The 26,905-nt window shown below is 40.3% G+C and carries 24 protein-coding genes and 1 pseudogene; 12 read left to right on the top strand and 13 right to left on the bottom strand.

The annotated features are described in order from the left end of the window. Positions 1-60: 60 nt before the first annotated feature. A complete protein-coding gene (locus L6494_RS09495) occupies positions 61-915 on the top strand; it encodes an STM4011 family radical SAM protein (protein WP_237994159.1) in 855 nt (284 codons plus the stop codon). A gap of 32 nt (positions 916-947) precedes the next feature. On the opposite strand, the pseudogene L6494_RS09490 reads toward L6494_RS09495, so the two are convergent. Continuing rightward, positions 948-1,115 (bottom strand): annotated as a pseudogene (locus L6494_RS09490) (ISAzo13-like element transposase-related protein); the annotation flags it as partial. Positions 1,116-1,263: 148 nt separating this feature from the next. On the opposite strand from L6494_RS09490, the gene L6494_RS09485 reads away from it, so the two are divergent. The 4 genes from L6494_RS09485 to L6494_RS09470 all read left to right on the top strand — a co-directional run bounded on the left by L6494_RS09485 (position 1,264) and on the right by L6494_RS09470 (position 3,640). Further along, complete coding sequence (locus tag L6494_RS09485; RefSeq protein WP_237994155.1) at positions 1,264-1,869, top strand: vWA domain-containing protein; 606 nt, start codon at positions 1,264-1,266, stop codon at positions 1,867-1,869. 19 nt (positions 1,870-1,888) lie between these two features. Continuing rightward, positions 1,889-2,494 carry a vWA domain-containing protein gene (locus tag L6494_RS09480; RefSeq protein WP_237994153.1) on the top strand — a complete coding sequence of 202 codons (606 nt, stop codon included), beginning with the start codon at positions 1,889-1,891 and terminating at the stop codon, positions 2,492-2,494. A 40-nt stretch (positions 2,495-2,534) separates the two neighbouring features. After that, positions 2,535-3,140 (top strand): vWA domain-containing protein, encoded by a 606-nt coding sequence (locus L6494_RS09475; RefSeq protein WP_237994151.1) that lies wholly within the window; start codon positions 2,535-2,537, stop codon positions 3,138-3,140. 107 nt (positions 3,141-3,247) lie between these two features. Next, positions 3,248-3,640 carry a salt stress protein, Slr1339 family gene (locus L6494_RS09470; RefSeq protein WP_237994147.1) on the top strand — a complete coding sequence of 131 codons (393 nt, stop codon included), beginning with the start codon at positions 3,248-3,250 and terminating at the stop codon, positions 3,638-3,640. Positions 3,641-3,890: 250 nt separating this feature from the next. Here the strand turns inward: L6494_RS09470 and L6494_RS09465 are convergent, their stop codons facing one another. Then, positions 3,891-4,223 carry a winged helix-turn-helix transcriptional regulator gene (locus L6494_RS09465; protein WP_237994146.1) on the bottom strand — a complete coding sequence of 111 codons (333 nt, stop codon included), beginning with the start codon at positions 4,221-4,223 and terminating at the stop codon, positions 3,891-3,893. Positions 4,224-4,360: 137 nt separating this feature from the next. On the opposite strand from L6494_RS09465, the gene L6494_RS09460 reads away from it, so the two are divergent. Continuing rightward, on the top strand, positions 4,361-4,984 hold the full coding sequence (locus L6494_RS09460; RefSeq protein ID WP_237994145.1) for an FMN-dependent NADH-azoreductase: 624 nt from the start codon (positions 4,361-4,363) through the stop codon (positions 4,982-4,984). A 6-nt stretch (positions 4,985-4,990) separates the two neighbouring features. Here L6494_RS09460 and L6494_RS09455 read toward each other — a convergent pair whose 3' ends face one another. The 5 genes from L6494_RS09455 to L6494_RS09435 form a co-directional block, all read right to left on the bottom strand. Beyond that, a complete protein-coding gene (locus L6494_RS09455) occupies positions 4,991-6,235 on the bottom strand; it encodes an alpha-L-fucosidase (RefSeq protein WP_237994143.1) in 1,245 nt (414 codons plus the stop codon). 7 nt (positions 6,236-6,242) lie between these two features. Continuing rightward, entirely contained in the window at positions 6,243-7,244 is a 1,002-nt protein-coding gene (locus L6494_RS09450; RefSeq protein WP_237994142.1) for a glycosyltransferase, read from the bottom strand. A 175-nt stretch (positions 7,245-7,419) separates the two neighbouring features. Next, positions 7,420-8,082 (bottom strand): DUF6391 domain-containing protein, encoded by a 663-nt coding sequence (locus tag L6494_RS09445; protein WP_237994140.1) that lies wholly within the window; start codon positions 8,080-8,082, stop codon positions 7,420-7,422. Beyond that, entirely contained in the window at positions 8,079-9,230 is a 1,152-nt protein-coding gene (locus tag L6494_RS09440) for an RRXRR domain-containing protein (protein ID WP_237994138.1), read from the bottom strand. Before L6494_RS09440 ends, L6494_RS09445 begins: the two co-directional genes overlap by 4 nt. 568 nt (positions 9,231-9,798) lie before the next feature. Further along, positions 9,799-10,062, bottom strand: coding sequence for a helix-turn-helix domain-containing protein (locus L6494_RS09435; protein WP_237994136.1), 264 nt, complete (start codon positions 10,060-10,062; stop codon positions 9,799-9,801). Positions 10,063-10,327: 265 nt separating this feature from the next. On the opposite strand from L6494_RS09435, the gene L6494_RS09430 reads away from it, so the two are divergent. From L6494_RS09430 to L6494_RS09420, 3 genes are all read left to right on the top strand, one after another. After that, positions 10,328-11,191, top strand: a complete 864-nt coding sequence (locus tag L6494_RS09430; protein ID WP_237994134.1) for a Tab2/Atab2 family RNA-binding protein — start codon at positions 10,328-10,330, stop codon at positions 11,189-11,191. Positions 11,192-11,922: 731 nt separating this feature from the next. Beyond that, entirely contained in the window at positions 11,923-13,230 is a 1,308-nt protein-coding gene (locus L6494_RS09425) for a TldD/PmbA family protein (RefSeq protein ID WP_237994132.1), read from the top strand. 232 nt (positions 13,231-13,462) lie between these two features. Continuing rightward, a complete protein-coding gene (locus L6494_RS09420; RefSeq protein ID WP_237995923.1) occupies positions 13,463-16,159 on the top strand; it encodes a chloride channel protein in 2,697 nt (898 codons plus the stop codon). A 56-nt stretch (positions 16,160-16,215) separates the two neighbouring features. Here the strand turns inward: L6494_RS09420 and L6494_RS09415 are convergent, their stop codons facing one another. The 4 genes from L6494_RS09415 to L6494_RS09400 form a co-directional block, all read right to left on the bottom strand. After that, on the bottom strand, positions 16,216-16,809 hold the full coding sequence (locus L6494_RS09415; RefSeq protein ID WP_237994130.1) for a Uma2 family endonuclease: 594 nt from the start codon (positions 16,807-16,809) through the stop codon (positions 16,216-16,218). Positions 16,810-17,101: 292 nt separating this feature from the next. After that, entirely contained in the window at positions 17,102-17,503 is a 402-nt protein-coding gene (locus L6494_RS09410; protein ID WP_237994128.1) for a type II toxin-antitoxin system VapC family toxin, read from the bottom strand. After that, a complete protein-coding gene (locus tag L6494_RS09405; protein ID WP_237994126.1) occupies positions 17,500-17,859 on the bottom strand; it encodes a ribbon-helix-helix domain-containing protein in 360 nt (119 codons plus the stop codon). Before L6494_RS09405 ends, L6494_RS09410 begins: the two co-directional genes overlap by 4 nt. A 201-nt stretch (positions 17,860-18,060) precedes the next feature. Next, positions 18,061-18,330: a type II toxin-antitoxin system ParD family antitoxin gene (locus L6494_RS09400; protein ID WP_237994124.1), complete on the bottom strand. Its 270-nt coding sequence runs from the start codon at positions 18,328-18,330 to the stop codon at positions 18,061-18,063. A 171-nt stretch (positions 18,331-18,501) separates the two neighbouring features. Between L6494_RS09400 and L6494_RS09395 the strand changes: the two genes are divergently transcribed. Further along, the gene (locus L6494_RS09395) at positions 18,502-20,535 is read left to right on the top strand and encodes a hypothetical protein (RefSeq protein WP_237994122.1); all 2,034 of its coding nucleotides are present in this window, start codon (positions 18,502-18,504) and stop codon (positions 20,533-20,535) included. Between the two features lie 101 nt (positions 20,536-20,636). Next, a complete protein-coding gene (locus tag L6494_RS09390) occupies positions 20,637-21,377 on the top strand; it encodes a type I restriction enzyme HsdR N-terminal domain-containing protein (protein WP_237994119.1) in 741 nt (246 codons plus the stop codon). A gap of 65 nt (positions 21,378-21,442) precedes the next feature. Here the strand turns inward: L6494_RS09390 and L6494_RS09385 are convergent, their stop codons facing one another. Next, a complete protein-coding gene (locus tag L6494_RS09385) occupies positions 21,443-23,656 on the bottom strand; it encodes a phosphoketolase family protein (RefSeq protein ID WP_237994117.1) in 2,214 nt (737 codons plus the stop codon). A 394-nt stretch (positions 23,657-24,050) separates the two neighbouring features. Between L6494_RS09385 and L6494_RS09380 the strand changes: the two genes are divergently transcribed. After that, positions 24,051-25,436: a cytochrome P450 gene (locus tag L6494_RS09380; RefSeq protein ID WP_237994115.1), complete on the top strand. Its 1,386-nt coding sequence runs from the start codon at positions 24,051-24,053 to the stop codon at positions 25,434-25,436. Between the two features lie 126 nt (positions 25,437-25,562). On the opposite strand, the gene L6494_RS09375 is transcribed toward L6494_RS09380, so the two are convergent. Then, positions 25,563-26,792 (bottom strand): L-lactate MFS transporter, encoded by a 1,230-nt coding sequence (locus L6494_RS09375; RefSeq protein ID WP_237994113.1) that lies wholly within the window; start codon positions 26,790-26,792, stop codon positions 25,563-25,565. Positions 26,793-26,905 lie beyond the last annotated feature (113 nt).

Here is a 26,905-nt window from a genome sequence, read left to right as displayed (position 1 = left end):
CCTCTCCGCGTCTCTGCGCCTCTGCGTGCATAAATTCTCATACCCCAACCCAATTCAGCCATGCACCTTAAAATTCTCTATCGCGGTTCATTAATCAGTTGCAACTACGGTTGTGAATATTGCCCTTTCGCCAAAAAGCAACAATCAGCCGCAGAATTAGCAACTGATAAACAAGAAATAGAAAAATTTGTTAATTGGATTGCTCAAAATTCACACCATGAATTTTCTATATTATTTACCCCTTGGGGAGAAGCCTTAATTCATAATTGGTATCAACAGGCATTAGTTAAACTAACCCAAATGCCTCATGTAAATAAAGCCGCAATCCAAACAAATCTTTCTTGTAAATTAGATTGGGTAGAAGATTGTAATCAAGAAAAACTTGCCTTATGGGCAACATTTCATTCAGATTGGGTGACGTGTAATAAATTCCTCTCCCAATGTCTAGAATTAAACCAGCGTGGCATTAATTTTAGTGCTGGAGTTGTCGGTTTTCCTGAATTCAAAGCACAAATTACCTATTTACGTCAAAACTTACCAAATCACATTTACTTATGGATTAATGCAGTTAAAAAAGAGCTACCAAATTTATCACAGGAAGATAGATATTTTTTTCAATCTATCGACCCATTCTATGAACTAAATACTCAACATTATCCCAGTTTAGGTAAAACTTGCCGTGCTGGTGAATCATTGATTTCTGTTGATGGTGAGGGGACAATTAGACGCTGCCACTTTATCAAATCACCCATTGGTAATATTTATGATTATAACTGGGAAGATTCACTATTTGAACGTACTTGCATTAATGAAACCTGCCATTGTCATATAGGTTATGTTCACCTAGATTATTTAGAGTTAGATAAAGTATTTGATTCTGGTATTTTAGAGCGTATTCCGCATAATTGGGATTAGAGAACTCCACAAAAAAATGATCCAATAGCTATCTATGCGGGTTTAGCAAAAATTTCTACAAACCATTTTCTGAGATTGGGGAGGCGGTGAATCTGTGTTTCAATTTCTGCCATAGCGGAGGTAGTAAGTTTAACTCCTGTGGAATAAAATGTTTCTACCAATGTGACCACCGGATTTTTACCCTTAAAGGTGAGAGTTTGAGTAGTGCAATCGCACTACTCAAGCGGTCAGATGTGCATTTTGAGCAGAAAATGAGTAGAAAAATTAATACGAAAGCTTAAAAAGCTTGTCAGTGGGAGAGACACGTAGACTAGACTAGAACGGCAGGGTAATAATTGCAGGAATATTATGATGAGCGATCGCGACTACACACTAATCATCGACAAAAGCGGTAGTATGTCTACCCCTGACCAAGTAGGTGGTAGAAGCCGATGGGAAATAGCCCAAGAGTCAACCATAGCCTTAGCTAGAAAGTGCGAACAGTTTGACCCAGATGGTATTACTGTTTATGTTTTTTCTGGCAGATTTAAACGTTATGAAAATGTAACTACAGCTAAAGTCGCCCAGATATTTTTAGAAAATGACCCATCCGGGACAACTAACTTAGCCGGTGTCCTCCAGGATGCACTCAATAATTACTTTCAACGCAAAGCTGCTGGCCAAGCTAAACCCAATGGGGAGACAATTTTAGTGATTACTGACGGCGAACCAGACGATCGCAAAGCAGTTTTTGAAGTTATCATCAATGCTACACGCCAGATGGAGCGTGACGAAGAATTGGGTATTTCCATGATTCAAGTAGGCTCAGATGCCCAAGCTACTAAGTTTCTCAAGGCTTTAGACGACCAGCTACAAAGTGTCGGTGCTAAATTCGATATTTGCGATACTGTCACCCTAGACGACTTAGAAGACATGAGTCTGGCAGATGTATTAATGAATGCAATCACTGACTAGCCAATAGTGAAATTACATCATGTTAGAAAACCGCGATTACACGCTAATTATCGACCATAGTGGCAGTATGGCCTGGCTAGATGATCATAGCGAAAACACGAGATGGCAAACTATACAGGCATCTACCTTGGCTTTAGCTCAAAAATGCGAAGAGTTTGATTCTGATGGACTGACTGTCTATTTATTTTCTAAAAGTTTTCACCGCTATGATCATGTAACTTCTGCAAAAGTTAAACAGCTACTTGCAGAACATTCTCCTGATGAAAGCACAAACCTTGCTGGTGTACTCCAGGATGCCATCAATAATTACTTTCAGCGCAAATCTCTAGGCAAAACCAAGCCCAGAGGAGAAGTAATTTTAGTAATTACAGATGCTTCAACAGATGACCGCCAAGCTGTATTTGAAGTTATCATTAAGGCGACTCATCGCGTAGAACGTGCGGATGAATTGAGAATTTCGCTGATTCAAGTAGGTTCAAGTTCCCTAGCGACTAAGTTTCTCACAGCTTTAGATGACCATCTGCAAAGTGTTGGTGCTAAGTTTGATATCTGTGACACCATCACAATGGATGAATTGGAAACAAGCAGTTTATCAGATGTATTGATTAAAGCGATAACTGACTAATTATTCTATAGTTTATAGGTTGTATTGGGAGAATTTATTCATGCTAGAAAATCGTGATTACACTCTAATTATTGACAAAAGTGGCAGCATGGCTACCCCAGACCAAAAAGGTGGTAGAAACAGATGGGTAACTGCCCAAGAATCAACTTTAGCCTTAGCAAGTAAGTGCGAACAATTTGATCCAGATGGCATTACTTTATATGTATTCTCTGGTAGATTTAAGCGATATGAAAATGTTACTGCTGCTAAGGTAGCCCAAATTTTTCTAGAAAATGATCCTTCTGGAACTACTGATTTAGCGGCTGTACTAAAACACGCCACTGATGATTATTTTCAACGCAAAGCCTCTGGTAAAACCAAACCCAATGGTGAAACAATCTTGGTTGTTACCGATGGTGAACCAGACGATCGCAAAGCGGTAATGAAGGTAATTATTGAAGCTTCTCGCCGTCTAGATAGAGATGAAGAACTAGCTATTTCTTTCATCCAAGTTGGTAAAGATGCTCAAGCTACCCGCTTTCTCAAGGTTTTGGATGATGAATTGCAAAGTGCTGGGGCGAAATTCGATATCTGCGACACCATCACAATGGATGATATGGAGGATATGAGTCTTTCAGAAGTCCTACTTAATGCTATTACTGACTAGCACAGTCAGGTAAAAAAGGGAAGTAAGCTACAACATTTAGAAGTATCTAAAGTCAGTGAAAACCTGACTTTTTATCTTTTTTGAGTTTTGAATTTTAAAGTGTAATTATGGATTCTATTGACAAGCTGTTAGCACAAATTAAAGCTGAATACAATAGTGAACAACCACAACAGCCACAGCCAAAACCCAATGTAGGTAAACCATTCAGCCCACCTGTAAACAAATCAGCATCTTTTATCGACAATCTCTTAGCAGAAGTTCAGGCTGACGTTGAAGCCCAAGATCAAGCCGAGGAATTGAGAAAGCAGCAAGAAATAGAACAAGAAAAGATTCGACAAGAACAAATCAAAGCTAAACAACGAGAAGGGTTGAAAAAGCAAGCCCAAGATTGGCTAACAAAATTAGATCCATTCTCTCCTGAAGGGCTTTGGTTTGAAAGATTTGCTGAGAGTTATTCTTCTAAGTTAGAAGCAGCAATTGAATATTTACAAACCCAATAGAATCAATTCGCAATTCGCAATGGGCTAACGCCCCGCTTCTCTACGAGACGCTACCGCGAACGCTAACGCAATGGACTAACGTCCCGCTCCGCTAACGCAATTACTTGTTGTAATGGGGATTTAAACCCCTAAATTTTGTTAACCTTTACTTAGCTTTAATTTAAACAAAGGACTTCTATTTTATTTTTGAAAAAACTCATTAAAACTCGAAGAAGCTATTAACTATTCATTATTTCCAGTCCCCAGTCCCCTATTTTTGATAAAAATGCTTCACAGCCCATTCGTGCATTGCATAAAGAATTGGTTGTAAACTTTTTCCCAGAGGTGTTAAAGAATATTCTACCTTTGGGGGGATTTGTGCATATACTTCTCGATGTATGATCCCATCTTCTTCTAATTCTCGAAGTTGTTGAGTGAGCATCTTTTGTGTAATTCCAGGTAGAGAACGCTGCAATTCACCAAATCTTTTAATTTCTGATAGCAGTTCTCTAATGATTAAAACCTTCCAGCGTCCGCCAATTACCTTTAAAGTAGTTTCCACTTCACAAGTCAGCCTTTCGTAATTTTCTGCTTCAGCTTTCATAGTTACTTTTTAGTAAGTACCTTACTTTTAAGTGCGTACTTTCATCTTAACTTTATATAGTTTAAAGTCTATTGGGCAAGTGTTTTTAACTTGACCATAAATTTTGTTGTGTGCCTAAGACTTGGAGAAATTTTTTTATGGCAAATATCCTCCACATTGATACTAGTCCTCGTGGTGAACGTTCAATTTCGCGATCGCTATCTTATGAATTTATTACTTCTTGGAAAGATACTCACCCTGGGGACATCTTAACTTACCGGGATTTAGGCCATAGTCCTGTTCCCCATGTAGACGAATCTTGGATTGCTGCTGCTTTTACACCCCCAGATGCACGTACACCAGAATTAAATGAAGCGATTAAGTTATCGGATAGTCTAATTGATGAGTTTCTCGCCGCCGATCGCTATATTTTTGGTGTACCGATGTATAACTTGAATATACCCTCGACTTTCAAGGCGTACATTGACCAAATTGTGCGCGTCGGTCGTACCTTTGCTGTGGATGCGAACGGCTACAAAGGTCTAGTAGATAGCAGCAGAAAAGTATTAATTATTACCTCTCGTGGGGGTGCTTTTTCACCGGGAACTCCCTTTGCTGCTTACGATTATCAAGAACCTTATCTGCGCGCTATTTTAGGTTTTATCGGTCTGATAGATGTGACTTTTATCCACGCCGAGAACCTGAATACAGGTGATGATGCGCGTGAAAAGTCTCTAGTTGCTGCTAAGGAAGCGATCGCCGAAGCTGTCGCCAACTGGTAATATTAATTACTCAATATCAATACAAATTACTGTGACGTAGGGATTAATTACCGATTCAGGTACATCTATTGTCAATTCTCCTAACGGATTGGGATTGAGAAGAGAATCCATAATTGCACAGCGAGTTGTAAAGGTCAGTGGTGTACCGTCAGCCAGAACAGACACTGATTTGACTTGTTTGATTGGTATACCTCTAACTGATATTGTCTCGTAAGGTTTCATTAATAAGTGTAGATAAATGCGATGGTCTTTACGAGTTGAGGGGCCATAAAATTGCCAGGGTTCTAATCCTGGCATGGTATCAAGTATACTTTCAGAGTGCTTGGACATCCAATCAGCTATATCTTTGAGACGCTCCAACTGCTCAGGGGGGATTTGTCCGTTACCCATTGGACTAACATTGAGCAGAAGATTACCACCTTTACCTGCAACTTCACAAAGCGTATGAATTAGCTGACGGGAGGACTTGAAGCAATGGTCATCGGAGTTATATCCCCAACTTTCATTGATAGTTAGACAGGTTTCCCAAAGATGAGTAGGTGGGTGAGGGGGAATAAACTGTTCAGGGGTTGCAAAGTCTCCACAATTTGGCAGGCGATCGTTGATGAGAATATTAGGTTGTAAATCACGAATCATTTTTGCTAATTCTTGCACTTGCCATTGTTCTAAAGTCCGTTCCCAACTCCCATCAAACCAAATGATGTCAATTTGACCGTAGTTGCTCAATAATTCTCGGATTTGATTGCACAAAAACTGAAGATATCGCTCCCACTGTTGCGGTGTAGGTTGAGGTAATTTGTCAAATCGATAAGGTTTATCAGCCTCTGTAAAAGCAGGATAGTCAGGATGATGCCAATCACTGAGTGAAAAATAAAGACCTATACGCAATCCTTCAGAGTGCATAGCATCGATAAATTCACGTACAATGTCTTTTTTGTAAGGTGTAGATGCAATTGAAAAGTCTGATTCTTGGGTATGGAATAGGGCAAAACCATCATGATGCTTGGCTGTTAATATGGCATATTTCATACCTAGACTTTTTGCTAAATATGCCCATTCTTGAGGATTGTATTGTTGTGGATTGAAAGTATTAGCTGTGCTGTGGTATTTCGCAACAGGAATATCTTGGCAAAAAGGGAGACTGAATACACCCCCAACTAACGGCCAAGATAACTCACATTCTTGTTGAGAACTGTGTCCCCAATGAACAAACATCCCCAGTCTAGCTGTATTAAACCAGTTATTCATCATGATGAAATTACAAACCCTGAAAATATTTTTTGCGAAATTTTTTATTGACTCTCTGTATAAATAGGTTGAGTAAACGCCCTCTAGTTAAACTGGGAATATTGCTAGAGTGATGCTTTTTATGGTCAAAAAACTCGTTTAATTCTGCAATAATTACTCGCAGACGCTGAATAATATTTTCAGGTCGATATTCAGCAAAGAAATCTTCAGATAAATTAGGTGAGATAGTAGAGTCTATTACCTTCATAACCCTTTGAACGTCATACTCTTGGGAATATCCAGCAATTTTATAGCAATTAAATCCAGGGTCTAAATAATCTGAAAGTCCGCCGTTGATGCTAGAAAAAACCTGACAACCACAAGCCATAGCTTCCATTGGTTGCAGACCGAAACCTTCACTTACATTCTGTTGCGCCCAATATTCCGCCGAGTCATAAAGATAAACTTTAACCCGATTAAATAATCCTGGTAAATCTTCCACATAAGAATTAACTACCTGGACTCTACATTTTTGTTTTAAAGCGGGAATTAGTTGATTTAGTAAATACTCAGAAGATTTTCGCGCCTGAACTAAAACATCAATATCTCGTTCTAAATGTAAATTTTTAAAGTCATAACTAATTTCATTAGGCAAATAATAAACTAGAGAATTGGGTGCTTTTTGTCCCCAATATCCCATCGTATTACGGCTGACAGTAATAATGGGAATGCTTGCAGGTAAACTAAATTTGTAACCTGCACTATGAGCATGATAAACAACATTATATGGTTGGAGTTTTTTAGCCAACTTAGCTATATCAAATCCCCAACTAATCACAAAGATTACATCATCTAAATTTGGCTTTTGCAGCAGGTCATCTAAAAACAGCTTACCTGTTTCCCGTTGCCGATAAGTCACCACCTCAGCACTACAAACCTGTTGAGCGAGTTTAAACGCTTTCAACTCCGCCCACAAACCACCACAAGCAAATTTGCCGCCAGTTCCAGGAACTAAAAAATACAGTTTTCGCATTACCAATTATGAATTACGTTAGCGAGTTTTACCTACAGCACGCCTTCGCGCAGCGTCTCGTAGAGAAGGGCGAACGAACGTCATTACGAATTACGTTAGCGGAGCGGGGCGTTAGCCCATTACGTTAGCGTAGCGGGGCGCAGCCCATTACGAATTACGAATTACGAATTACGAATTACGAATTATTTTCTTGCCAGTTTACTTTGACAAAATGCCCCTGACGACCCCAAACATCACGAGAGATAGTAATATGTTCAACTGTTAGGTTAAAGGGAATCGCAGTTGTCAGATATCGCTGTGCTATTGAACCTACATCGGGTGCGAGTTCGGAGGCTGTAGTGGCTGCTAATCCTAAACCGATCAATTGCTCAACAGGTCGGAATGGTAACATTAAAGTCACACCTATACTGAGGCTAGCTGTCAATAGCATAGCCACTGATAAATTCGTACCGCAACGGGGATGTACAGCCAAATCCCATTCGCCATGCGTGAGGCGGTGGAGAGCTAGGGTAACAGCTCGCCGCAAATCACTGATATTTACTTCTCCATAAAGATAAAATCCTTGGTCTGTAGACAAACCACCTAATAATTCGTCATCAATTTGAATTTTGCTTGGTCTTGCTGTAGGGGACTGAGCGTTTTTCACTTCACTTAACACCCAAACCGTGGCGTGTTCCAAGGCGTGAACTTGGCGCAACATTAAAATCTCTTTCAACCCAGGGATAAAAGATAGCTGCTTGAGTAAGTCAGCGTCTTGTGTTGCTTGAGGTGTTGTAAAGTCAAAACTCAAAAAATCAAAGGGAGATGAGTTACCAATAAAAGCAGCAGAAGTATTCATAAGACCTCACGGTATGCGGGAAACTCAGTCACGAAGCGTGCTGAGAGGGAAGCGACACGGGTGGTTTTAACCACAGTGGTAATTAAACCAGTTGACCGTTTAATTAGTGACACTTTATTTTTGCTAAATTGACCTAATCTTTTCCAATCTTGATCAGATACTGATACTTGCTTTTCTGTATCGCCACTAACCCAACCAAAATATGTTTTATTCCCTTGCGTAGCTTTCACATAGTCTCCTTTTCTCAATCCGTGTTTTGTTACTGTTCCCCCATATTTACGTCTGTTACCACCCTTAGAAAAGGTCATTAAATGTAGTTGTCTACGACTAATTGGAGGGCGGCGTACAATTGTAAATTGTGAATTAGTAATAATTACATTCCCTTCCCATGATGCACCATGACTTTTATTTCCTTCCCATGATTTGTATTGAACAAAATCGGAACAGGCTAATGTCACTGCATCAACTGCGTGAGTCTCTGGAATTTGCAAAGATTTATCATATTTTTCTTTATATAACCCCAAATATTTACGAAGGTTAGATGTTTCCCATCCTTTTTTTAAGGTTACTTTAGCAATTTTAGATAAACGATCAATTTGATAACGCTGACCTACCATTACTGGGCTGAAACTCTTGTTCCCACGCGCTTCTAACTCTTCAATAATAATCTTATTTACTGGGTAGATTTCACATAGTAATGTGATTACTCGGTATTCTAAGTCTTTATTAGCTTGAATACTTGGTGCTAATTTAGAACCTCGTCTATTATCAAACCTAGCTTGACGATGATTGCGATTTACAAAAGACAAATTACGCTTAATCCTTCTACCACGTCTCCCACGTCGCATCATAGATCGTTGTTCCATTCGCTTTTTAACTGATTTGAATGGTAGAACTAAATGCAACATTTGTAATGTGTATTTTTGAGATTGAACTGCTACACCAGAAAACATTTTTCCAGGGTCAAGCCCAATTACTATGTCTTGTGTTTTGGTGTCAGTTGAATCTATTAATAATTGAACATAAAATATTCCTAGTTTGTTGAATTTACCGATTGCTTTACCTTCTTTTACCCATCGTCTAGCACGACTTGCTTTTGTTGGCATCAAAGGTAAATTGTTTTTTGAAATTACGGGTACTCTTTGCATGGAGATAATCCTAAGAGTAAAAGTTTAAGTCCCCTCGCTCAACGCAGTTAAGATGTCTTGCCCGAAGCAACACTATTAACAAGATAGTTTGAAGATAATCCGAACTAGGGAAACATTCGGAAGTTCGTACCAAACTGCGTCTCAATGAGCTAGTCAAACACGTAAGACTTGTTTCTTACAAGCTCAGTGGCTTCAGCCCTGAGTTATTGACAAAAACACTGCTCCCCAAGCTGATGGAGCAATATACATTTCCTACCAATGTAGCGTCTGAGGCAAATGATTGTTACTAATTTTTGTTGATGATTGTCTCAATATCTTTTGAAAGATAGCAAAATTACCCGTTGGTACAGTTTTGTAACTAACTGTACCAACGGGAAAAAATAGCGACCCACAATAACTAAACAGCCAAATTTTACGTTCGGCTTGATTTTGACCGTGTGAGACCTGCGCTAGAGATTCACAAAATATGCGTGAGGAGATGTTTAATGATCTGTCAAAATCAGCCTTGCTGCATACCAGACGAAATTAATTGCCATGCTAGATACACTTGAGAGCGTCTGCAAGTCGGTTATTCGTCTTGGTGAGGGAGAGGACAACAATTGACATCATTCAAGCAAACTTTACCCCACTGTAAAGCCCAGCGAACAAGAGCCACTCGGTTTTCAGTGCGGGTTTTGTCGAGAATGTTGCTGATATGGTTGTCAACTGTGCGTTTGCTAATTTCCAGTTTTCCTGCAATTTCTTGGTTAGTTAAGCCAGCGGCCACTAAGTCGATAATTTGCAGTTCTCTGTCTGACAGACTAACAGGGGTCTGAGACTCGCCACCAGCCATGAGCTATTCTATCCTCCGTGGTATATGTACTTAATCACTCTTCTTAATTCTAGAAGATTCTTATGGTTGTAGGGATTTCAAGTGTTAGCTGCGATACGATTAACAATATTTTTTTCCCAATCACCAGTCACCAGTCCCCAGTCCCCCATTTTGAATTCTGACCCTTCACTTGTTTCGAGGGCAAGATTTTGAATTTTGAATTCCCCAAAGGGGTAGAGTGGGAGTATAAGCAAAATATAAACTCGCCAGATTTTTACGGCAAAACATGGGCAGTATTTGGGAAATAGATTTTTACTCCCGTCCGATTTTGGACGAAAATCAAAAAAAAGTTTGGGAAGTCTTAGTCTGTGAAAGTCCCTTAGATATCCGCACAAACTTGGATTCTTTATTCCGTTATGCAAAATATTGTCCTAGTACAGAGGTCAACTCAGGTTGGTTAAGGACAGCATTACAGGAAGCTATAGATAAAGCTGGGGAAGCACCTATCAAAATTCGCTTTTTCCGCCGTCAAATGAATAATATGATTGTCAAAGCTTGCGAAGATTTGGGTATTCCTGCCCTATCTAGCCGTCGGATTTTGATACTTAACGAATGGCTGCAACAGCGCATGGATGAGGTCTATCCCCAAGAGCCTGGCTATCAAGGAGGAACAAATGCTTCGGTGCGTTTGGAAAGTCCTTTACCTCAAAGATTACCTGATGCTTTGGAAGGGCAACAATGGGTGTTTGTCTCGTTATCGGCTGCGGAGTTAGCTGAGATGCCAGAGTGGGAAATTGGTTTTAGTGAAGCTTTTCCCCTAGAGTTGGCACAATTATCACCAGAAGCCCGCATCCCTGGTATATTGATTTTTTCGCCGAGAGCGTTACCTTTGGCGGGTTGGATGTCTGGTTTAGAGTTAGCCTTTTTGAGGGTTGATACTAAACAAGGCACGAGATTAGTTTTAGAAACTGGGACTACAGAAAGTTGGATTTTAGCCAATCTCAAAAATCCAACTACCCTAGCTGAAGCCAAAGGTTTTGAAGCAGCCAAGCAACAAGCTAAGGGTGTGCATTTTATAGGTGTGCAATCTGATGCCCAAGCGGAGGCTTTCGCAGGATTTTGGCTCTTACAAGAGATTAATGTACCTTAAGGTAGAGAATTAGGCATGGGGCATTGTATTTCTCTCCCCTTGCTCCCTGCTCCCTGCTCCCCTGTCTTCTTTCCCCATCCCCTAAGTAAATGCTGAGAGATACCAATGATTTGGGATAATTATCTGCGTCCGTCTTTATTGCGAATTTGGCAAATGCTAATTTATGCGGATAGTAGCCAGTCAGTAACCCAGCCCTAAAGGGACTGGGCTTGTAAGAGAAATCAAGCAAGCCGTACTGACCAGATCACCTAGTAATAGGTAAACGTTATTTGAGTCATGACACCCCGTGGATGCGTAGCTAGTCCCCTGCTCTGTCGCTTGTGATTAAACAGTTCTAAGGTCACTGGAACAGTGTTGCAAGCCTAACAAGCTCTTATAACAGATCGTTCGCGCAGCGTCTCCCCTTGGGAGAAGCTAACATTACTCCCGCAAGGGAAGGCTCTATTGAGCAAAACATTATGCGTACAGGGTGAAAAGTTTGAAACGGTAATTGTCCCGTCTAAAGTGCATTACAAAAGCACATCAAACAGATTAACCCCAAGGCGGTAATGATTCTAATATTCAATGCCGTTAAAACGGTTTCTCCTTCGGAGACGCTGCGCGAACGTGTCGCTTTCCTCTCAGCCCTAAAGGGACTGAGTTTCCCGCATACCGTAAAGTCTTATGATTTGGGATAATGATCTGCGTTGATCTGCGGTTCACGATCCAAAATCCATAATTTACCGAGGGTCATGGGTTCTGAAAATTTGTCACAGGATACACTAGCAGAACACCTGCTGGAGTTAGCTATCAAATCGGGAGCAGAAGCTGCTGAGGTTTATCAGTCACGATCGCTTTCTCGCCCGGTTTTTTTTGAGGCTAACCGACTCAAACAGCTAGAAACCAGTCAATCTGAAGGCACAGCATTGCGGCTATGGCGCAATGGTCGTCCAGGACTCACGGTAGCTTATGGTTCTGTAAACCCACAAGTTATGGTGGAAAGAGCGATCGCTTTAAGCCAACTTAATCAACCAGAATTCTTGGAACTGGTCAGCAATTTTCAGCCAGATTATCCAGATTTAGGCTCATCTGTACCTATAGATGTGCTAGTTGGTTGGGGTAAGGAAGCGATCGCTATGATCCGTGATGCTTATCCAGATGTGGTCTGTAATAGTGATTGGGAATGTGATATTGAAAGCACAAGACTGGTTAATAGTCAAGGGCTAGATTGTTATTACAATGATACTACACTTAGTTGCTATATGTCAGCCGATTGGGTGCGGGGTGATGATTTTTTGAGTGTTGCTGATGGTCAAACCCAGCGCGACATTCTAGAACCAGAGAAATTAGTCCAGCAAATCTTACAGCGATTGATTTGGGCTAAACATAATGTCCTATCGCCTAATCGTCGTGTGCCGGTTTTATTTACTTCTAAAGCAGCTGATATGCTGTGGGGAACAGCCCAAGCCGCGTTAAATGGTAAGCGGGTGCTAGAGTCAGCCTCCCCGTGGGGAGAACGCTTAGGTACACAAGTAATAGCATCTAATCTTACCCTTTATCAAGACCCCCTAGCAGGGCCTTACAGTTGCCCTTTTGATGATGAAGGTACGCCGACAAAGCCTTTAGTATTTGTAGAAAACGGCATATTACAGCATTATTATTGCGATCGCACCACTGGACGTAAACTGGAAACTGGTACAACGGGGAATGGCTTCCGTCCTAGTTTGAGCAGCTATCCCACCCCTGGGTTATTTAATTTTCTCATCCAACCTGGTAAGGCATCATTGCCAGAGTTAATTCAAAAAATGGATGATGGCTTAATTATTGATCAAATACTGGGTGGCGGCGGCGGCATTGCCGGTGATTTTTCCATCAACATTGAATTAGGTTATCGCGTCCGCAAAGGCGAAGTTATCGGACGTATTAAAGATACGATGGTGGCAGGTAATATCTACACCGCCCTCAAACAAGTAGAATTAGGTGACGATGCCGATTGGAACGGTTCGTGCTACACACCATCTTTGATAGTGGAGGGACTATCGACAACGGGGAGGAATTGAGGGGACAGGGGACAGGGGACAGGGGACAGGTGACAGGTGACAGGTTACAGGTGACAGGTTACAGGTTACAGGTTACAGGTTACAGGTTACAGGTTACAGGTTACAGGTTACAGGTTACAGGTTACAGGTTACAAGGTAGAGGGTAACTCATACCCAATGCCCAATGCTCATTGACTCATTACGAATTACGAATTACGAATTACGAATTACGAATTACGAATTACGAATTATTATGCACTTTCGTAGGTGGTTACAACCGAGAAAGGGTTTAGCGATCGCAGAAGCTTGTATTATCGGGGTGGTAGCGGCTTTATCTGCGGTATTCCTGAAAGTGGGTTCTGGTTCGCTGGGGGCATTACGCGTTCAGAGTTCCCATATTTTACCGACTTGGGTGGCACTACCTCTAGTTGGGGTGAGTTTTGGGTTTTTGGCTGGCTGGTTGGTACAAAGGTTTGCACCAGAGGCTGCTGGTAGTGGTATTCCCCAAGTCAAGGCGACTCTGGCTAATGTCCCGACTAAGTTATCCTGGCGGGTAGCTTTAGTAAAGCTTGTCACTGCCATTATGGTCTTAGGTTCGGGGATGACTTTGGGTAGACAGGGGCCGACAGTACACGTGGGGGCAGCTTTGGCGGCTGAGATGAGTCGCTTAGTTCCTACTTCTCCTGACCATCGCCGACAAATGATTGCAGCCGGTGCGGGGGCGGGGTTGGCGGCGGCGTTTAATGCTCCCATTGCCGGGGTACTATTTATTATTGAGGAATTACTGCAAGATTTATCGGGAATAACTCTAGGGACTGCCATTATCGCGGCGTTTATTGGTGGGGTGGTGTCGCGGTTGTTGGGTGGTGGCAGTTTTAATTTAAATATTCAATTGATGAGTTATTCTAGTGGATTCTACTTTACGGAAATTCCCTTTTTTTTACTGTTGGGTGTTTTGGCGGGTTTACTGGGCGCATTATTTAATCAAGGCTTAATTTTTAGTATCAAATTTTATCGTCGGTTGCATATCAGTTTACCCTTAAGGATGGCTTTGGCTGGCTTAATTTCGGGTATTGTCGTCTCTTTTTTACCAGCATTTTTTCGGGATAATACGGGTTTAAGAGAATATATTGTGACTGGTGACTTAAATCCTAGTATAGCTGCGATCGCCTTTGTCTCTCAATTTATCCTCACCTTAGTAGCCTTTGGTTCTGGCGCACCGGGAGGGTTATTTGCACCTAGTCTGATTTTAGGTTCGGTTTTGGGTCACTTGGTAGGGGTGTTGTCTCATGGAATTTTACATCAAGGTTCTCCAATTACCTATGCTTTAGCCGGGATGGGAGGATTTTTTAGTGCGGTTTCTAAAGTCCCCATCACCGCCATTGTGATTGTATTTGAGATGACGACCGATTTTAATCTGGTGCTACCTTTGATGATTGTGGTGGTAACGGCTTATTTGGTCGCAGATAAAGTATTTCCTGGTTCATTGTATGAAAAGCTGTTGCAACTTAATGGCATCACCTTAACTAAAGAAGTTTCTGTGGAAGGGGTTTTAAGTAAATTAACAGCTAAAGATGTGATGCAGCAACGGGTAGAAACTCTAGATGCAGACATGACTCTCGAAGAAGCCACACAAGCCTTTTCAAGTTCCCATCATCGTGGTTTTCCGGTGGTCGAAGAGAGCAAATTGGTAGGAATTGTCACCCAATCTGATTTAACCAAAATCAAAAATCGCCACTTACAAAAGGATACTGTTCTCAAAGAGATTATGACCGCCAATCCGATGACGGTAACACCTTTACACAGCTTGAGTAATGTTTTGTATTTACTTGATAGATATCAACTGAGTCGTTTACCAGTCATAGAGGGGAGAAAACTGATTGGGATTATTACCCGTGCAGATATAATCCGGGCAGAAGCAGAACATCTGAATGGTAAAAATGCTATTCCAGGGCCACAACCAGAACCTTCTTATGTAGTTTACCAAACGCGATCGCCTAGTATTGGTAGAGGTAGATTATTAGTACCAGTCGCCAACCCGGAAACCGCCGAGATATTATTACAGATGGCTGCCGCCATTGCCCGCGATCGCCATTATGAAATAGAATGTTTGCAAGTTATCTTAGTATCCCGCCACAGTTCCCCCTCTGAAACATCAGTCAGAACTACGAAAAGTCGCCGACTCCTCAGACAAGCGGAAGTATTAGCTAAAAAATGGCACATTCCCCTACACACCCAAATTCGCGTCGCCCACGATTCCGCCCAAGCTATCTTAGAAACTATCAACGAACACCACATAGACTTAATTCTCATGGGCTGGAAAGGTAACACCTCCACCCCCGGCCGGATTTTCGGTAATGTTGTAGACACCATCATCCGCCAAGCCACCTGTGATGTTGTCCTAGTTAAGTTAGGTAGTAGTCAACAGTCCCCACACTCCCCACTCCCCACTCAGCACTCCCCACTCCCCACTCAGCACCGGCTAAACGCCGCGCTACCGCTAACAGCACGGGCTAAACGCCCCGCTACCGCTAACAGCACTCAGCACTCCTTCAATCGTTGGCTTGTCCCAATGGCTGGCGGCCCCAACGCCAGATTAGCAATTAAATTATTACCGGCTTTGGTGACTTTGGGAGATAACCCGCAAATTTGTTTAACACGGGTGTTTAAACCCTTGGAATTCAAACCAGACATGACAGTTATTGAACAAGCCATCCGCCAACTGATGCGTCGCCGCCAATTGTCGAGTACAGTTTTTGCAACTCCAGTCCAGGCTGATTCTGTAGCTGAGGGTGTGATTAACTTAGTGGAGAATGAAGGGTTTGATGTGGTGGTGTTAGGTGCTTCCCGTGAAGGATTATTGCAACAGGCTATTCAAGGTAACATCCCGGAAGCGATCGCCTCTAGCGTAAATAGTACCGTGATATTGGTCAGAGGAGCGATGAAATAATTCGTAATGGGCTAACGCCCCGCTCCGCTAACGTAATTCGTAATTCGTAATTAAAGCTATTTTGTAATTCCTTGCATGAATTGTTTTCTAGCATCAATGATTGAAGGCATTAAAACACAATTCGCTAATAATTTTATATCTAAATCTGGGAATAATTCACTTTGATTAATTTGCTCATAGTTATCATTTTTCAGACGATATAAATATAATTGATTATTTTCCCAAAACCAAACTTCAGTAATATTAAACCGTTTATATTTCTCTAGTTTGTCAATACTACCACTGGTGATATTAACTTCAATTGCTAAATCGGGATTTTCTTTTTTTTCTCCTATATAATAAGATTCATCAGGTTCAAATGATGCACTTTTCTCTTTAGCGCGACGCGTGGCACTCCCTACTGGGATAAGATTTATACCTATTTCACAGGAGTATAATTCTAGTAAAAAACCAAGAATGGTTTTAATCATTTCGTGTTGTTCACCCAGCGTCATAAATTCAATGCACCCATCAAGATAAGTTATTCGCAAACCTGCTGCATCTGCGGTTAATGTTTCTATTGTCTCCAATTCTTCCCAGGTGTAATGACCTGGTAGGAGAAATCGCTGTTCTGGAATTGTGGGATTTTTATCTAAGGTTTGGAGAGTCATAGTTAAATTATGTTTATGACTTTATTTTGATTATAATCTGGAATTGCTGTAAAACTGACGAGTATGATGGGCTAATAAGGGGGCTTATCGGGGTATTTTAAATGTTTGATTTTTAAACGCAGAGGAGCGCAGAGGTTCACGCGGAGGGTAGCAGAGGGTTCATTAGAGGTGTCTGTGTTGTATTTAAAATTTGGTAGGCTCTAATGCTGATGGCGATCGCAACTACTTTTTTACGATAAAATTAGCAATTATGGCAGTTTTTAGTATTTTATGACTTTGGACTTTATAAGTTTTATGATAAAGTCCAATTTTCTAGATTAAGTCCAGTTATACGGCTATAATGACGAGTATTGTTAGTAACTAAAATATAATTTCTGGTCAGTGCAACGCTAGCAATTAATAAATCAAATTCTGCAACTGGTTGTCCTGTTTTACGGAGTTCAGCTTTTAATTTGCCAAAAGTTTTTAAGGTATTATTATCTAAAGATATAACCGTTATGTTTTGAATAAAATGCTCTGCACGATTTAGATTTTCCGATACTCTTTGAGAATTGTAAGCACCGAAATACAACTCAGCGATAGTAACACTACAAATACAAATTTGATCCCATCCTATTTCTTTAACTTTCTTTCTGACTGATTCAATGTTCTTAATCCAGTAAATACAAGTATCAGTATCTAATAAATAAGTCATAGACTAATATCATACCTAGAAATAGTACGGCTATCATAAATCTCTTTCACTATCTCTTCAGCAGTACGTTCATCTTCCCAAGCACCAAGTCTTTCTATAAATGTATCTAGTGGATGAGGCTCTGACTTTTTATCAGGTGAAAAAACTATTTCATTCGCTATAAGTTGATTGGCTTCAGATATTTCTAATTTCTGAGTTTCTTCTTTTGCTTTTACCATTACTTGCATTAATGTAATGGCTTGACGTAAAACATCACTTTTACTTACACCTATTTTATTTGATAGTTCTTCTAGAATTTGATTGAGTTCTGGTGACAAATCTAAGTTTAAATGAATCATTCGAGGTGCATTAGTCATAGTTATATTTTTATGTAGGTTGCTAAGTCTATTAAATCCCTGATAACTTGACCCGCATTTCTCACAAACAGTAGGGGCGGGTTCACAGATAAGCTCAATTACTCATGAATATCTCGCTAAACCCGCCCCTACAGACTTTGGGATGAGGTTGCAAGAATCTTGTGAGAAATCCGGGTTGAGGTCTTTTTTTAATTGTAAACATCACGGCTGATTGTTACCTTGACGTTTACTAATTCTTTCTTGTACTGCTTGATGTATATCTTCCCAATCTTGAGCAGTCATTTCTGTTGCATTTCCAGAGTTTAATCCTTCTAGAAGCATTGTTTCTAGACGTTGTTTAGCTCTCTGTTTTTGGTCTTGTCGCACTAATTCACGAAAATATTCGCTGACGCTGCTGTAACCACCTTGAGCAACCTGTTCTTCTATATAAGCTCGCATGGTGTCAGGTAAGGAAATATTGATACTTTTCATCAGGGTTATTTCCTGAATCTGTTTTTCTACATTATGGCAGTTTTTGCCATTTTATGCCATTATACAGGAAATTTTATTGCGATAGATAAATGGTAGCTACTTGTTAGATTTTCATGCTATCTGGGCATATTGTAGTTATCCAGCAAGTAGACTTATAAAAGGGTAAGCATTATGTTGACTATACAGTGGCAAGAAGAAATCGTATCACTACAGCAAAGCTTGAGACGTGAAATTACCAAAATATCAGATGGTTCGGATATTAATGTGATTAAGCATATTTGCATTAATAACTTAAAATCAAAGTTAGAACGATTAGAAGAAATTGAGAAAATTCTGAGTATAGAAAAATATAAAATTGTTTTTATCGGTACTATTGGACAAGGCAAAACGACCGCTATTTGTCATCTGTTTAATTTAATAAGTGACTTCAGGGTTTCTAAAACAATTAATGGCAAAACTAGAGATGCAATAGGAACTAAAGCTTTACTTTCAACTGGATCTGGCAAAACTACTATATGTGAAGTAATTATTAAAGCTGCTGATAAAACGTACATAGAGATAGAGCCTTATACTGTTGATGAGATGGAGAATCTTATTTTTGAATTTTGCAATTATATTGCAAATAAAGAAAATCCTCAATCTGAACAAAGAATAATTATTTCAGAAGAGATTCAGCGAGCTATTAGAAATGTTATAGAACTAAAAAGAATTACCAAATCAGTTCCTAATGGGGAAAAAAGTAAATCTATTACCGTCGATCAAGCTCAGGAATTATTTGAGGAAGCTGGAATAGAGGTATTAAAAAAGACTGCATTAAATAATGCTAACTTAGAATCAAGAACTTCTATCAGAATTGAGTTTGATAATCAAAGTAAAGAGCAAGAGTGGATAAAAAATAACTTTGATGATATCAATAATGTGCGTTTAAAAGACTTTGCTATACCAAGAAAAATATATCTTTATGTAAGCCATGATGTTTTATCTGGCTCAAACTTGTCTCAGTTTGATTCCGTTGTTGATACCAAAGGACTTGATGAAAATCCAATTCGTAAAGACTTGCAGAAATATATTGACAGTCAGGATAGTATATGTCTTTTTGTAACCCCCTTCAATGCTGCTCCTGAAGCTAATATTACAAAATTGATAGGTTATCATTTGACATCTAAATCAAAAGAATTTCATCATAGATTTGTTACTTTGGTATTGCCTCACAAAGGTGAGCCTGAAAAAGTACATGACTCTGATGGAGATAGGGAATTAGGACTAAAAATTAGACAGGATGAAGTTCAATCTACATTTAGAAATTTAAATTTAGAATTCTTCCAAGATAATATTTTGTTCTACGACTCTTTGCGATACTACCGTGATGATATAGTCAAGGTATATGAAGAATATAAAGAAGATGTGCAGGAAGATAAAAATGAGTTAATCAGGGCTATAAATGATGTAATAGAACGTAGACGGAATCTTTTATTAGATGAAATCAAGGATATTCGAGAAAGCTTTGGCAAAATTAAAAATGGTGAAGCTTTGACAGTATCAGAAATCAAAGCAATTGAAAAAGCAATTCAGAAGATAGAGAATATAAGAGAGTACAGAGTACCTAGTTTTGTTTATGAAGGTTCTCCTGATAAAGAGAAAAGCTTTAGCTTGATTGATCAGTATATTCAATACTATCGCACTACTCATAAAGCATGGAATACTAAACACGCCATCCATAGAAATTTTGGTTACTATGAACCAAGAGATATAGACATATATTATGATGCAAAAGTTGTTGCTGAGGGAATAGGTGAAGATGAAATGTTGAAAAAATTCACTAGAGAAGTCAAGCAGGAATTAGAGAATGTCTTATGTGAGCTTACTTACGCAAATGAATCTTTAAAGACACTAATTCCTGAATTAATACGAGAGTTTTATTCATTATATGACGAGTTTATATACAATGTAGGGACAGAAATTCAAGACGAACTCACAAGAAAGCTATTACCTCAAAGTGAAGATTCTAAATTTTGGAATGCGCTAATTGCAGAGAAAGGCAAAGAAAAGCGCAGTAAGGGAGAAACATATACAGATAATGTATGTGCGATATTTAAGCGAGAACTTACATCTGAGATAAATTTGAATAAATTTTACCAGAGTAAAGCTGAAGAACATTGGAAGGAGTTAGTTAATAAAATTCTAAGCTTCTTTGGACAAAAATAGAAAATTTTGTTACCTCGCAGTTAATACACCTCTGAGAGCGCAATATAATTGCGCTCCTAAAAATATTATATTTACCATTAGTTAATTCTACTAAAACATTTATGACATATTTGAATGAGGAAATCCATAAAAAACTCGATATATATATTAAAGGATATAACCAGCAATATACAAAATGTCTGATTAGGAATATAGAAATACCAATTAATGGCAGACCAGAAGAGTTAGTTAGACAAATATTTATTCATTTCCTGATTAAAGAAAGTATATTATTATTAGATAAAATTATTATTAAGGTTGAAGCCAATAATCATGATATAGAAATATATAAAAAACAAGAAAATGAAAATTTTAAGCCACATCAGAATCCTTTAATGATTGTGGAAGTAAAAAGAGAAGATGTGAACTTACAAAACCACTATAATCAGATACAAAGATACTTAACAAATTCGGGTTGTAATATTGGAATTTTGTATAATTATCATGAGATTATTACTTTTACTAAAAAAAATAATCAGTTTCAAATCTATTCTCTTAACAATTTTATAGATATAGAAAAATTAATTTTACAGGCAACTAGCAGTATTGATAAGGATTTATTAGCATTTGAAAATGCTCAAAATGGAAATATTGAGAGTTTTCTTTATCTTATTAATAAATATGGTGAATATACTAATCATACAATAGTTTTTAAATTGAGAAATCAGTTATCTGTAATAGATGGATATTTGTTTACTGTCCAAGATAAGAAAATTTATTATAAAATATGTGGACAATATTCTAAAAAACAGCAAACTTTCGATTGCCAAGATTTTGAAAAACTAATTTCTATCATTTATTAAAAAACCACAGATTCACACCGATATTTATCTGCGTGCATCTGCGGTTAAAAATTTCAGCCTAAATATTAATGCACCAATTCAATCGCCCGCTTCGTCAACGCCTCAGCAGTCAAACCATTAAACGCCATCAACTCACCTGCACTAGCTGTAGTCTCCCCACGCTTCCAGGCGAAGGTATCGCGCTTGCTGTTACTCCGCAACATGATGGGTTCTAACATCGCCGCCGCGCCACCAGTGACACCAATTAAGGCATCACCAGCAAATAACTCGGCGAATTTGGCATCATCAATGAAACCGTTATCAGCTTCAGAGCAGGTATCCCAAGCTACGTCATGAGAACGATACAAACGGCGGGGATTAATCACAGAAACTATCTTCACCCCAATACCTTCAGTTTCTAAAAATGCTGCGGCTTCAAATACTGGAATTAATGTCATATCGCCAATGACAGCAAACACAACTGTCTTACCACCAGCAATTTCATGTAACACTACTGCACCATCTTCTAAACCTTGGCGAGTTTGTGCAAAGGTGGTGCGAATTGGTAAGGGTGATTTACTGGCGGTGATGACAATTCCTTTATTCTTAGTTGTCAACGCCCAGTCATAACAAACTTGGGTACTGTTAGCATCGGGGGGGAATACTGGAAAAACATTACCATTCCGCATCATGGAAGCAAAGTAAGCTTCGATTTCAGGACGTTGGTGTGTCCAACCGTTGCGTCCTTGTTCTAATGCGCCGGCGGTGAATAAGGTAATTGTTGAGGGTGTTTGGCGGCGTAATTCTGCCATTGCTTGGATGACGGTTTGCCATATTGGTAAGCCGTTGATGGCGAAAGATTCGTAAGAACACCAGAGAGTTCTTGCACCCATCAAGGATAAACCAACGGCTAAACCTGCACAAGCATCTTCACTCAAGGGTTCGTAAACTTGTCCGTTGGGTGCTTGGTTATATAATTCGTCGGTGGTGGGGTGGATAATCTTTAAGGCTTGGTTGATGTTACCAATACCTGATGCTTCGTTACCGTCGGCGTTGGTGACTAGGAATTTCGCATCTTTTTGTCCGACTGCACCTACAATTCGTCCCATTGCGGTGGTTGAAACTTTGGGTTCGCCGCCTACTGCGTATTCTTCTAAAGGTAACGCGCCTAAATCTGGCAATGGTAACTCAAACTCTGTCACCACTGTCTTAGCTGCGGGGCCGCCACCTGCGCGTTCGGCGTTGGTTCTGACGATTTGCCAAGCTTCTAGGGGTAATGCACGGGTTTTTAAGGCACTCACAATGTGGGGTGCGTCTAGGGTGTCTTTGGGGTAGAGGTTGTGTGATTTCGCACCTCTGGCGTGAACGCCTGCACCTTTGAGTTGTTTGATAATAAAGACTGTTAACTTCCCACCCAGGGCGGAACGGGCGGCTTTATCTACAGCTACGAGTATTGCTTTGGTAAAGGCTAGGCGTTGCTCAAAGGAAAAGGCGGTACTATCAACGTAATCCCCTGGTTGGTTTTGGTCGTCAAATTCTTTGGCATCGACTAAGATGACTTCCTCAAATCCGTTACCTTGCCAGAATGCTGTCATCTGTGCGTTGGTTTTCAAGGAAACCATGCTGTGATGTTCTTGGCTGTAACCGTTCCACACTAACACCGGTAAAAAATTGGTGACGCTGGGATAGGCGGTGTTAAAGTGCGCCATTGAACTCATGATGTAGGGTTCACCTAGTCCACCGTCGCCGAGGGTGAAGGGGAAAAGTTTGTCACGGTGGAGGAGTGCAGCCGCCATTGCAAAGTGCTGTCCTTGTCCCAGGGGGCCGGCTGGGGCGAGAATACCGGGGATGTAACCGGAAAGGTGTCCTAAGAGTCCATGCTTTTCGCGGAAGCGATCGCGCAATTGTTGTACTGTAGATATGCCCATATCCTCTAAGGAGCGATCGAGGAACATGGCACTATAAAATCCGGGTGCGTGATGTCCGACTTCGGTAATAATGTTTTTATACCCCAGCATGACCAAGGCTGCATAGGCTTCTGCTTGGCTAGCAAAGCCGCCGGGATGCCCAGATGCCTTACTTGCAGTGACTTGTAGTGTTAAATAGCGGAGGGCATCAGCAGCTAGTAAGGTTTGATACACAGCTTTTTGGTCTGTCGGATCTGCGATCGCTACTTTACCCGATTCTATCGCAGGTGTCGCACCATAAGTTTCAAAACCTGGTAGCATTTCCCCAAAATATTGAATTCCTTCATAAAAATTGGGCAGTGCTGAAGATGCTTTTGGTGAGATTGCAGTCATGCTGAGTACCTTGTAAGAATTACGGGAGACATAGATGCTTTTTGTATTGGGGACTGGGGATTAGGGATTGGGGACTGGGGAAGATTAGCTGATTACTCAGTACCCAGTACCCAGTACCCAGTCCTTTAGCGCACAATTTTCCCCAAAACACTGCTTGGAGAATAGAGAATCTTAAGCGCAGCCTGTTGAATTTAACAGAAATTTTACATCTTTAGGGTTGTTACGAGTTATCAGTGTTTTGCAATGCTAAGTATAAGTAGTTTCAATAGCAGGGGGATGCTGTAGACGTGTAAGGGAGAAATTTTTTCCCCAGTCCCCAATCCCCAGCCCCCAATCCCCAATCCCCACCTATGTAAAAATAACGATATCCACTCACGTCTATTTTTATTTTTTTATGCAGCTACCGAAAACCCCAAAAACTCCAGCAGTTATACAAATGCTAAATTGGATCTTCCGGCCTATGCCTTACATGGAGGAGTGTACTAAACGCTATGGGGACATTTTCGCTCTCAAACTACAAAAAAATATTCCTCCCTTGGTATTTGTTAGCAATCCCCAAGACCAACAGCAGATTTTGAGTCACGATACCAAAGAATTAGAAGCACCAGGGGATTTAAATAGTTTGTTTGAAGGCTTGCTGGGTAAGCGTTCTGTAGTTAGTCTTTCTGGTGCAGAACACCAACGCCAACGACAATTACTTATGCCTCCTCTGCACGGCGAAAGAATGCGGGGCTACAGTGAGATAATTAACGATATTACTGCCAAAGTTATCAGCGAGTATCAAATCGGGCAATCTTTGAATATTCGCACTGTCACCCAAGCTATTACCCTGCGAGTTATTATGCAGGCTGTGTTTGGTCTATATGAAGGAGTCCGCGCCAAAAAACTCCAACAGCTTTTGGGGGAAACTTTAGAAAATGGTAGTTCTGTGTGGCGTGTGGCTTTGCTTTATTTTCCGGCGTTACAAAGAGATTTCGGCCCGATTAAAGTTTGGGGAAAACAAGAACAAATCCAGCAACAAACCGACCAACTCATTTACGAAGAAATCCAAGAACGCCGCGAACATCCAGACCCATCACGGACAGATATCCTCAGCTTACTCATGGATGCTAGGGATGCAGAAGGTCAACCGATGACCGATTTAGAGTTACGAGATGAACTGATGACTCTGTTGGTAGCAGGTCACGAAACTACAGCTACAGCTATGGCCTGGGCAATGTACTGGATTCATAAACTACCACAAGTTAAGGAAAAACTCTTACAAGAACTAGATGCTTTAGGTCATGACCCAGACCCCAATACTGTGTTTAAATTACCTTATCTCAACGCTGTTTGCTCGGAAACTTTGCGAATTTACCCTGTGGGAATGCTGACTTTTCCTAGAAGGGTGAAAACACCTATAACTGTGGGTGGTTATGAACTTGCACCAGGAACACCAGTTATGGGTTCAATTTACTTAACTCACCAACGAGAAGATTTATACCCAGAACCGAAGCAGTTTAAGCCAGAACGCTTTCTAGAAAGGCAGTTTTCCCCCTACGAATACTTACCCTTTGGCGGAGGTGCGAGACGCTGTATTGGTTTAGCCTTTGCTCAATGGGAAATGAAATTAGCGATCGCTAAAATCTTAACCATGCGAGAATTAGAACTGGTTAATCATCGAGAAGTTAAACCTCAACGTCGTGGTTTAGTCACTGGCCCAGACCATCCCATCCAAATGATTGTAAAAAATCAGCGTCAAATCAAGTCTCGCAGTTTAGAACCCACTACCGTAGGTTAATCACATATTAGTCATGGGGCAGAAAAATTCAAAATACCCTACGGGTTCACCCTAAGGCGTTCTCGCAGAGTAGCAAGCTACAAAATTAAAGAGTTTTTCTCCCCCTACCTCCCCTACACCCCACTCCTAATTAACTTCGCTGACTCTAGAACTAGAGAAGCTACGTTTGAGCATGAACACAGCTAAGACAATACCTAAAATTGCTAGTGCTGTAGTAGGGTAGAAAAAAGCTGTGTAACTGCCGAAGATATCTCTAACTCTTCCAGCTAGCAAAGTTCCGCCTAAAGCACCTGCACCATAAGCTGTGAAAACTAGACCATAATTTTGGGCATAGTCTGCTGGGGAAAATAAGACTAAAGTTGTAGTGGGAGCGATCGCTAACCATCCACCAAAAGCAAAGTAAAATAAGGAAAACCCGACTAAATAAGTAGCTACATCACCCTCACCTGCTTTGAGCATCATCACCGAAGCAATCAATACCAATGTAAAGGATACGATTGCTGCCAACTTAGGACTAAATCGGTCAGTCAACCAGCCAAAAAACAACCGTCCTAAAGCATTAAACACCGCAAATAATGAAACTGTAGTTGCGGCTGTGGCCTCATCTAGTTTAATAATTTCTTGCGCTAAAGGGCTAGAAATCCCAATTGCAGCCAGCCCTGAGAATGTGCCAATGCTATAACATAGCCATAAACCGTAAAATACTGGTGTTTGCAGTATTCTTCCTTTACTAGTGGTAGATTTATCACCCTGCACTGATACCCCAGGATTCCAGCCAGATGGCTTCCAGTCTTGTGGCGGTGTCTTCAACAAAGTAGCAATTGCCAGAATAATCGCCGTAAATCCTATACCCAAAATGACAAAAGTTTGCCGAACTCCATAGTTATCAAGGAAAAATTTTGCTAAAGGTGCTGTAATTAACGGTGAAAGACCAAAGCCAATCACAGTTAACCCCACAGCAATACCTTTTTTATCAGGAAACCATTTAGCTACAACTACTAACGGTACTCCATAGGCTATACCTACACCCACACCTGCTATCACACCATAGGTAAAAGTTAACGTTTGTAAATTGCCATCAAGACTAGACAGAATATAACCAAATCCCATAATTACCCCACCAACTGCGGTGACAACACGACTACCGAAGCGGTGAATGTAAAAGCCAGTAATTGGCATTAATATCGCATAAAACACTAATAAGACTGTAAAAGGTAATAAACTTTCTGTCGCATTAATGTTCAGTAATTTTTCTAGAGGTTTTCTAAAAATACTCCATGAATAAACAGTACCAAGACAGAGTAAAACAGTTGCACCCAGGGGAATCAGCAACCATCTGCCCTTTTCTGCTGCCATACCAAAAAGCCGCATATTTTGCATCTACCTCTGAAATTATTTTTTCATCAGTATTTTACTGTTTTAGCTTTAAAATTGGATAAGGCAGAAAGTAGGAAGTGGTATCCTTTCAG

The organism is Nostoc sp. UHCC 0870 (genome assembly GCF_022063185.1).
Lineage (GTDB): Bacteria > Cyanobacteriota > Cyanobacteriia > Cyanobacteriales > Nostocaceae > Trichormus.
The sequence above is the reverse complement of the archived record's forward strand: the minus strand, read 5'-3'. Positions and strand labels throughout refer to the sequence as shown.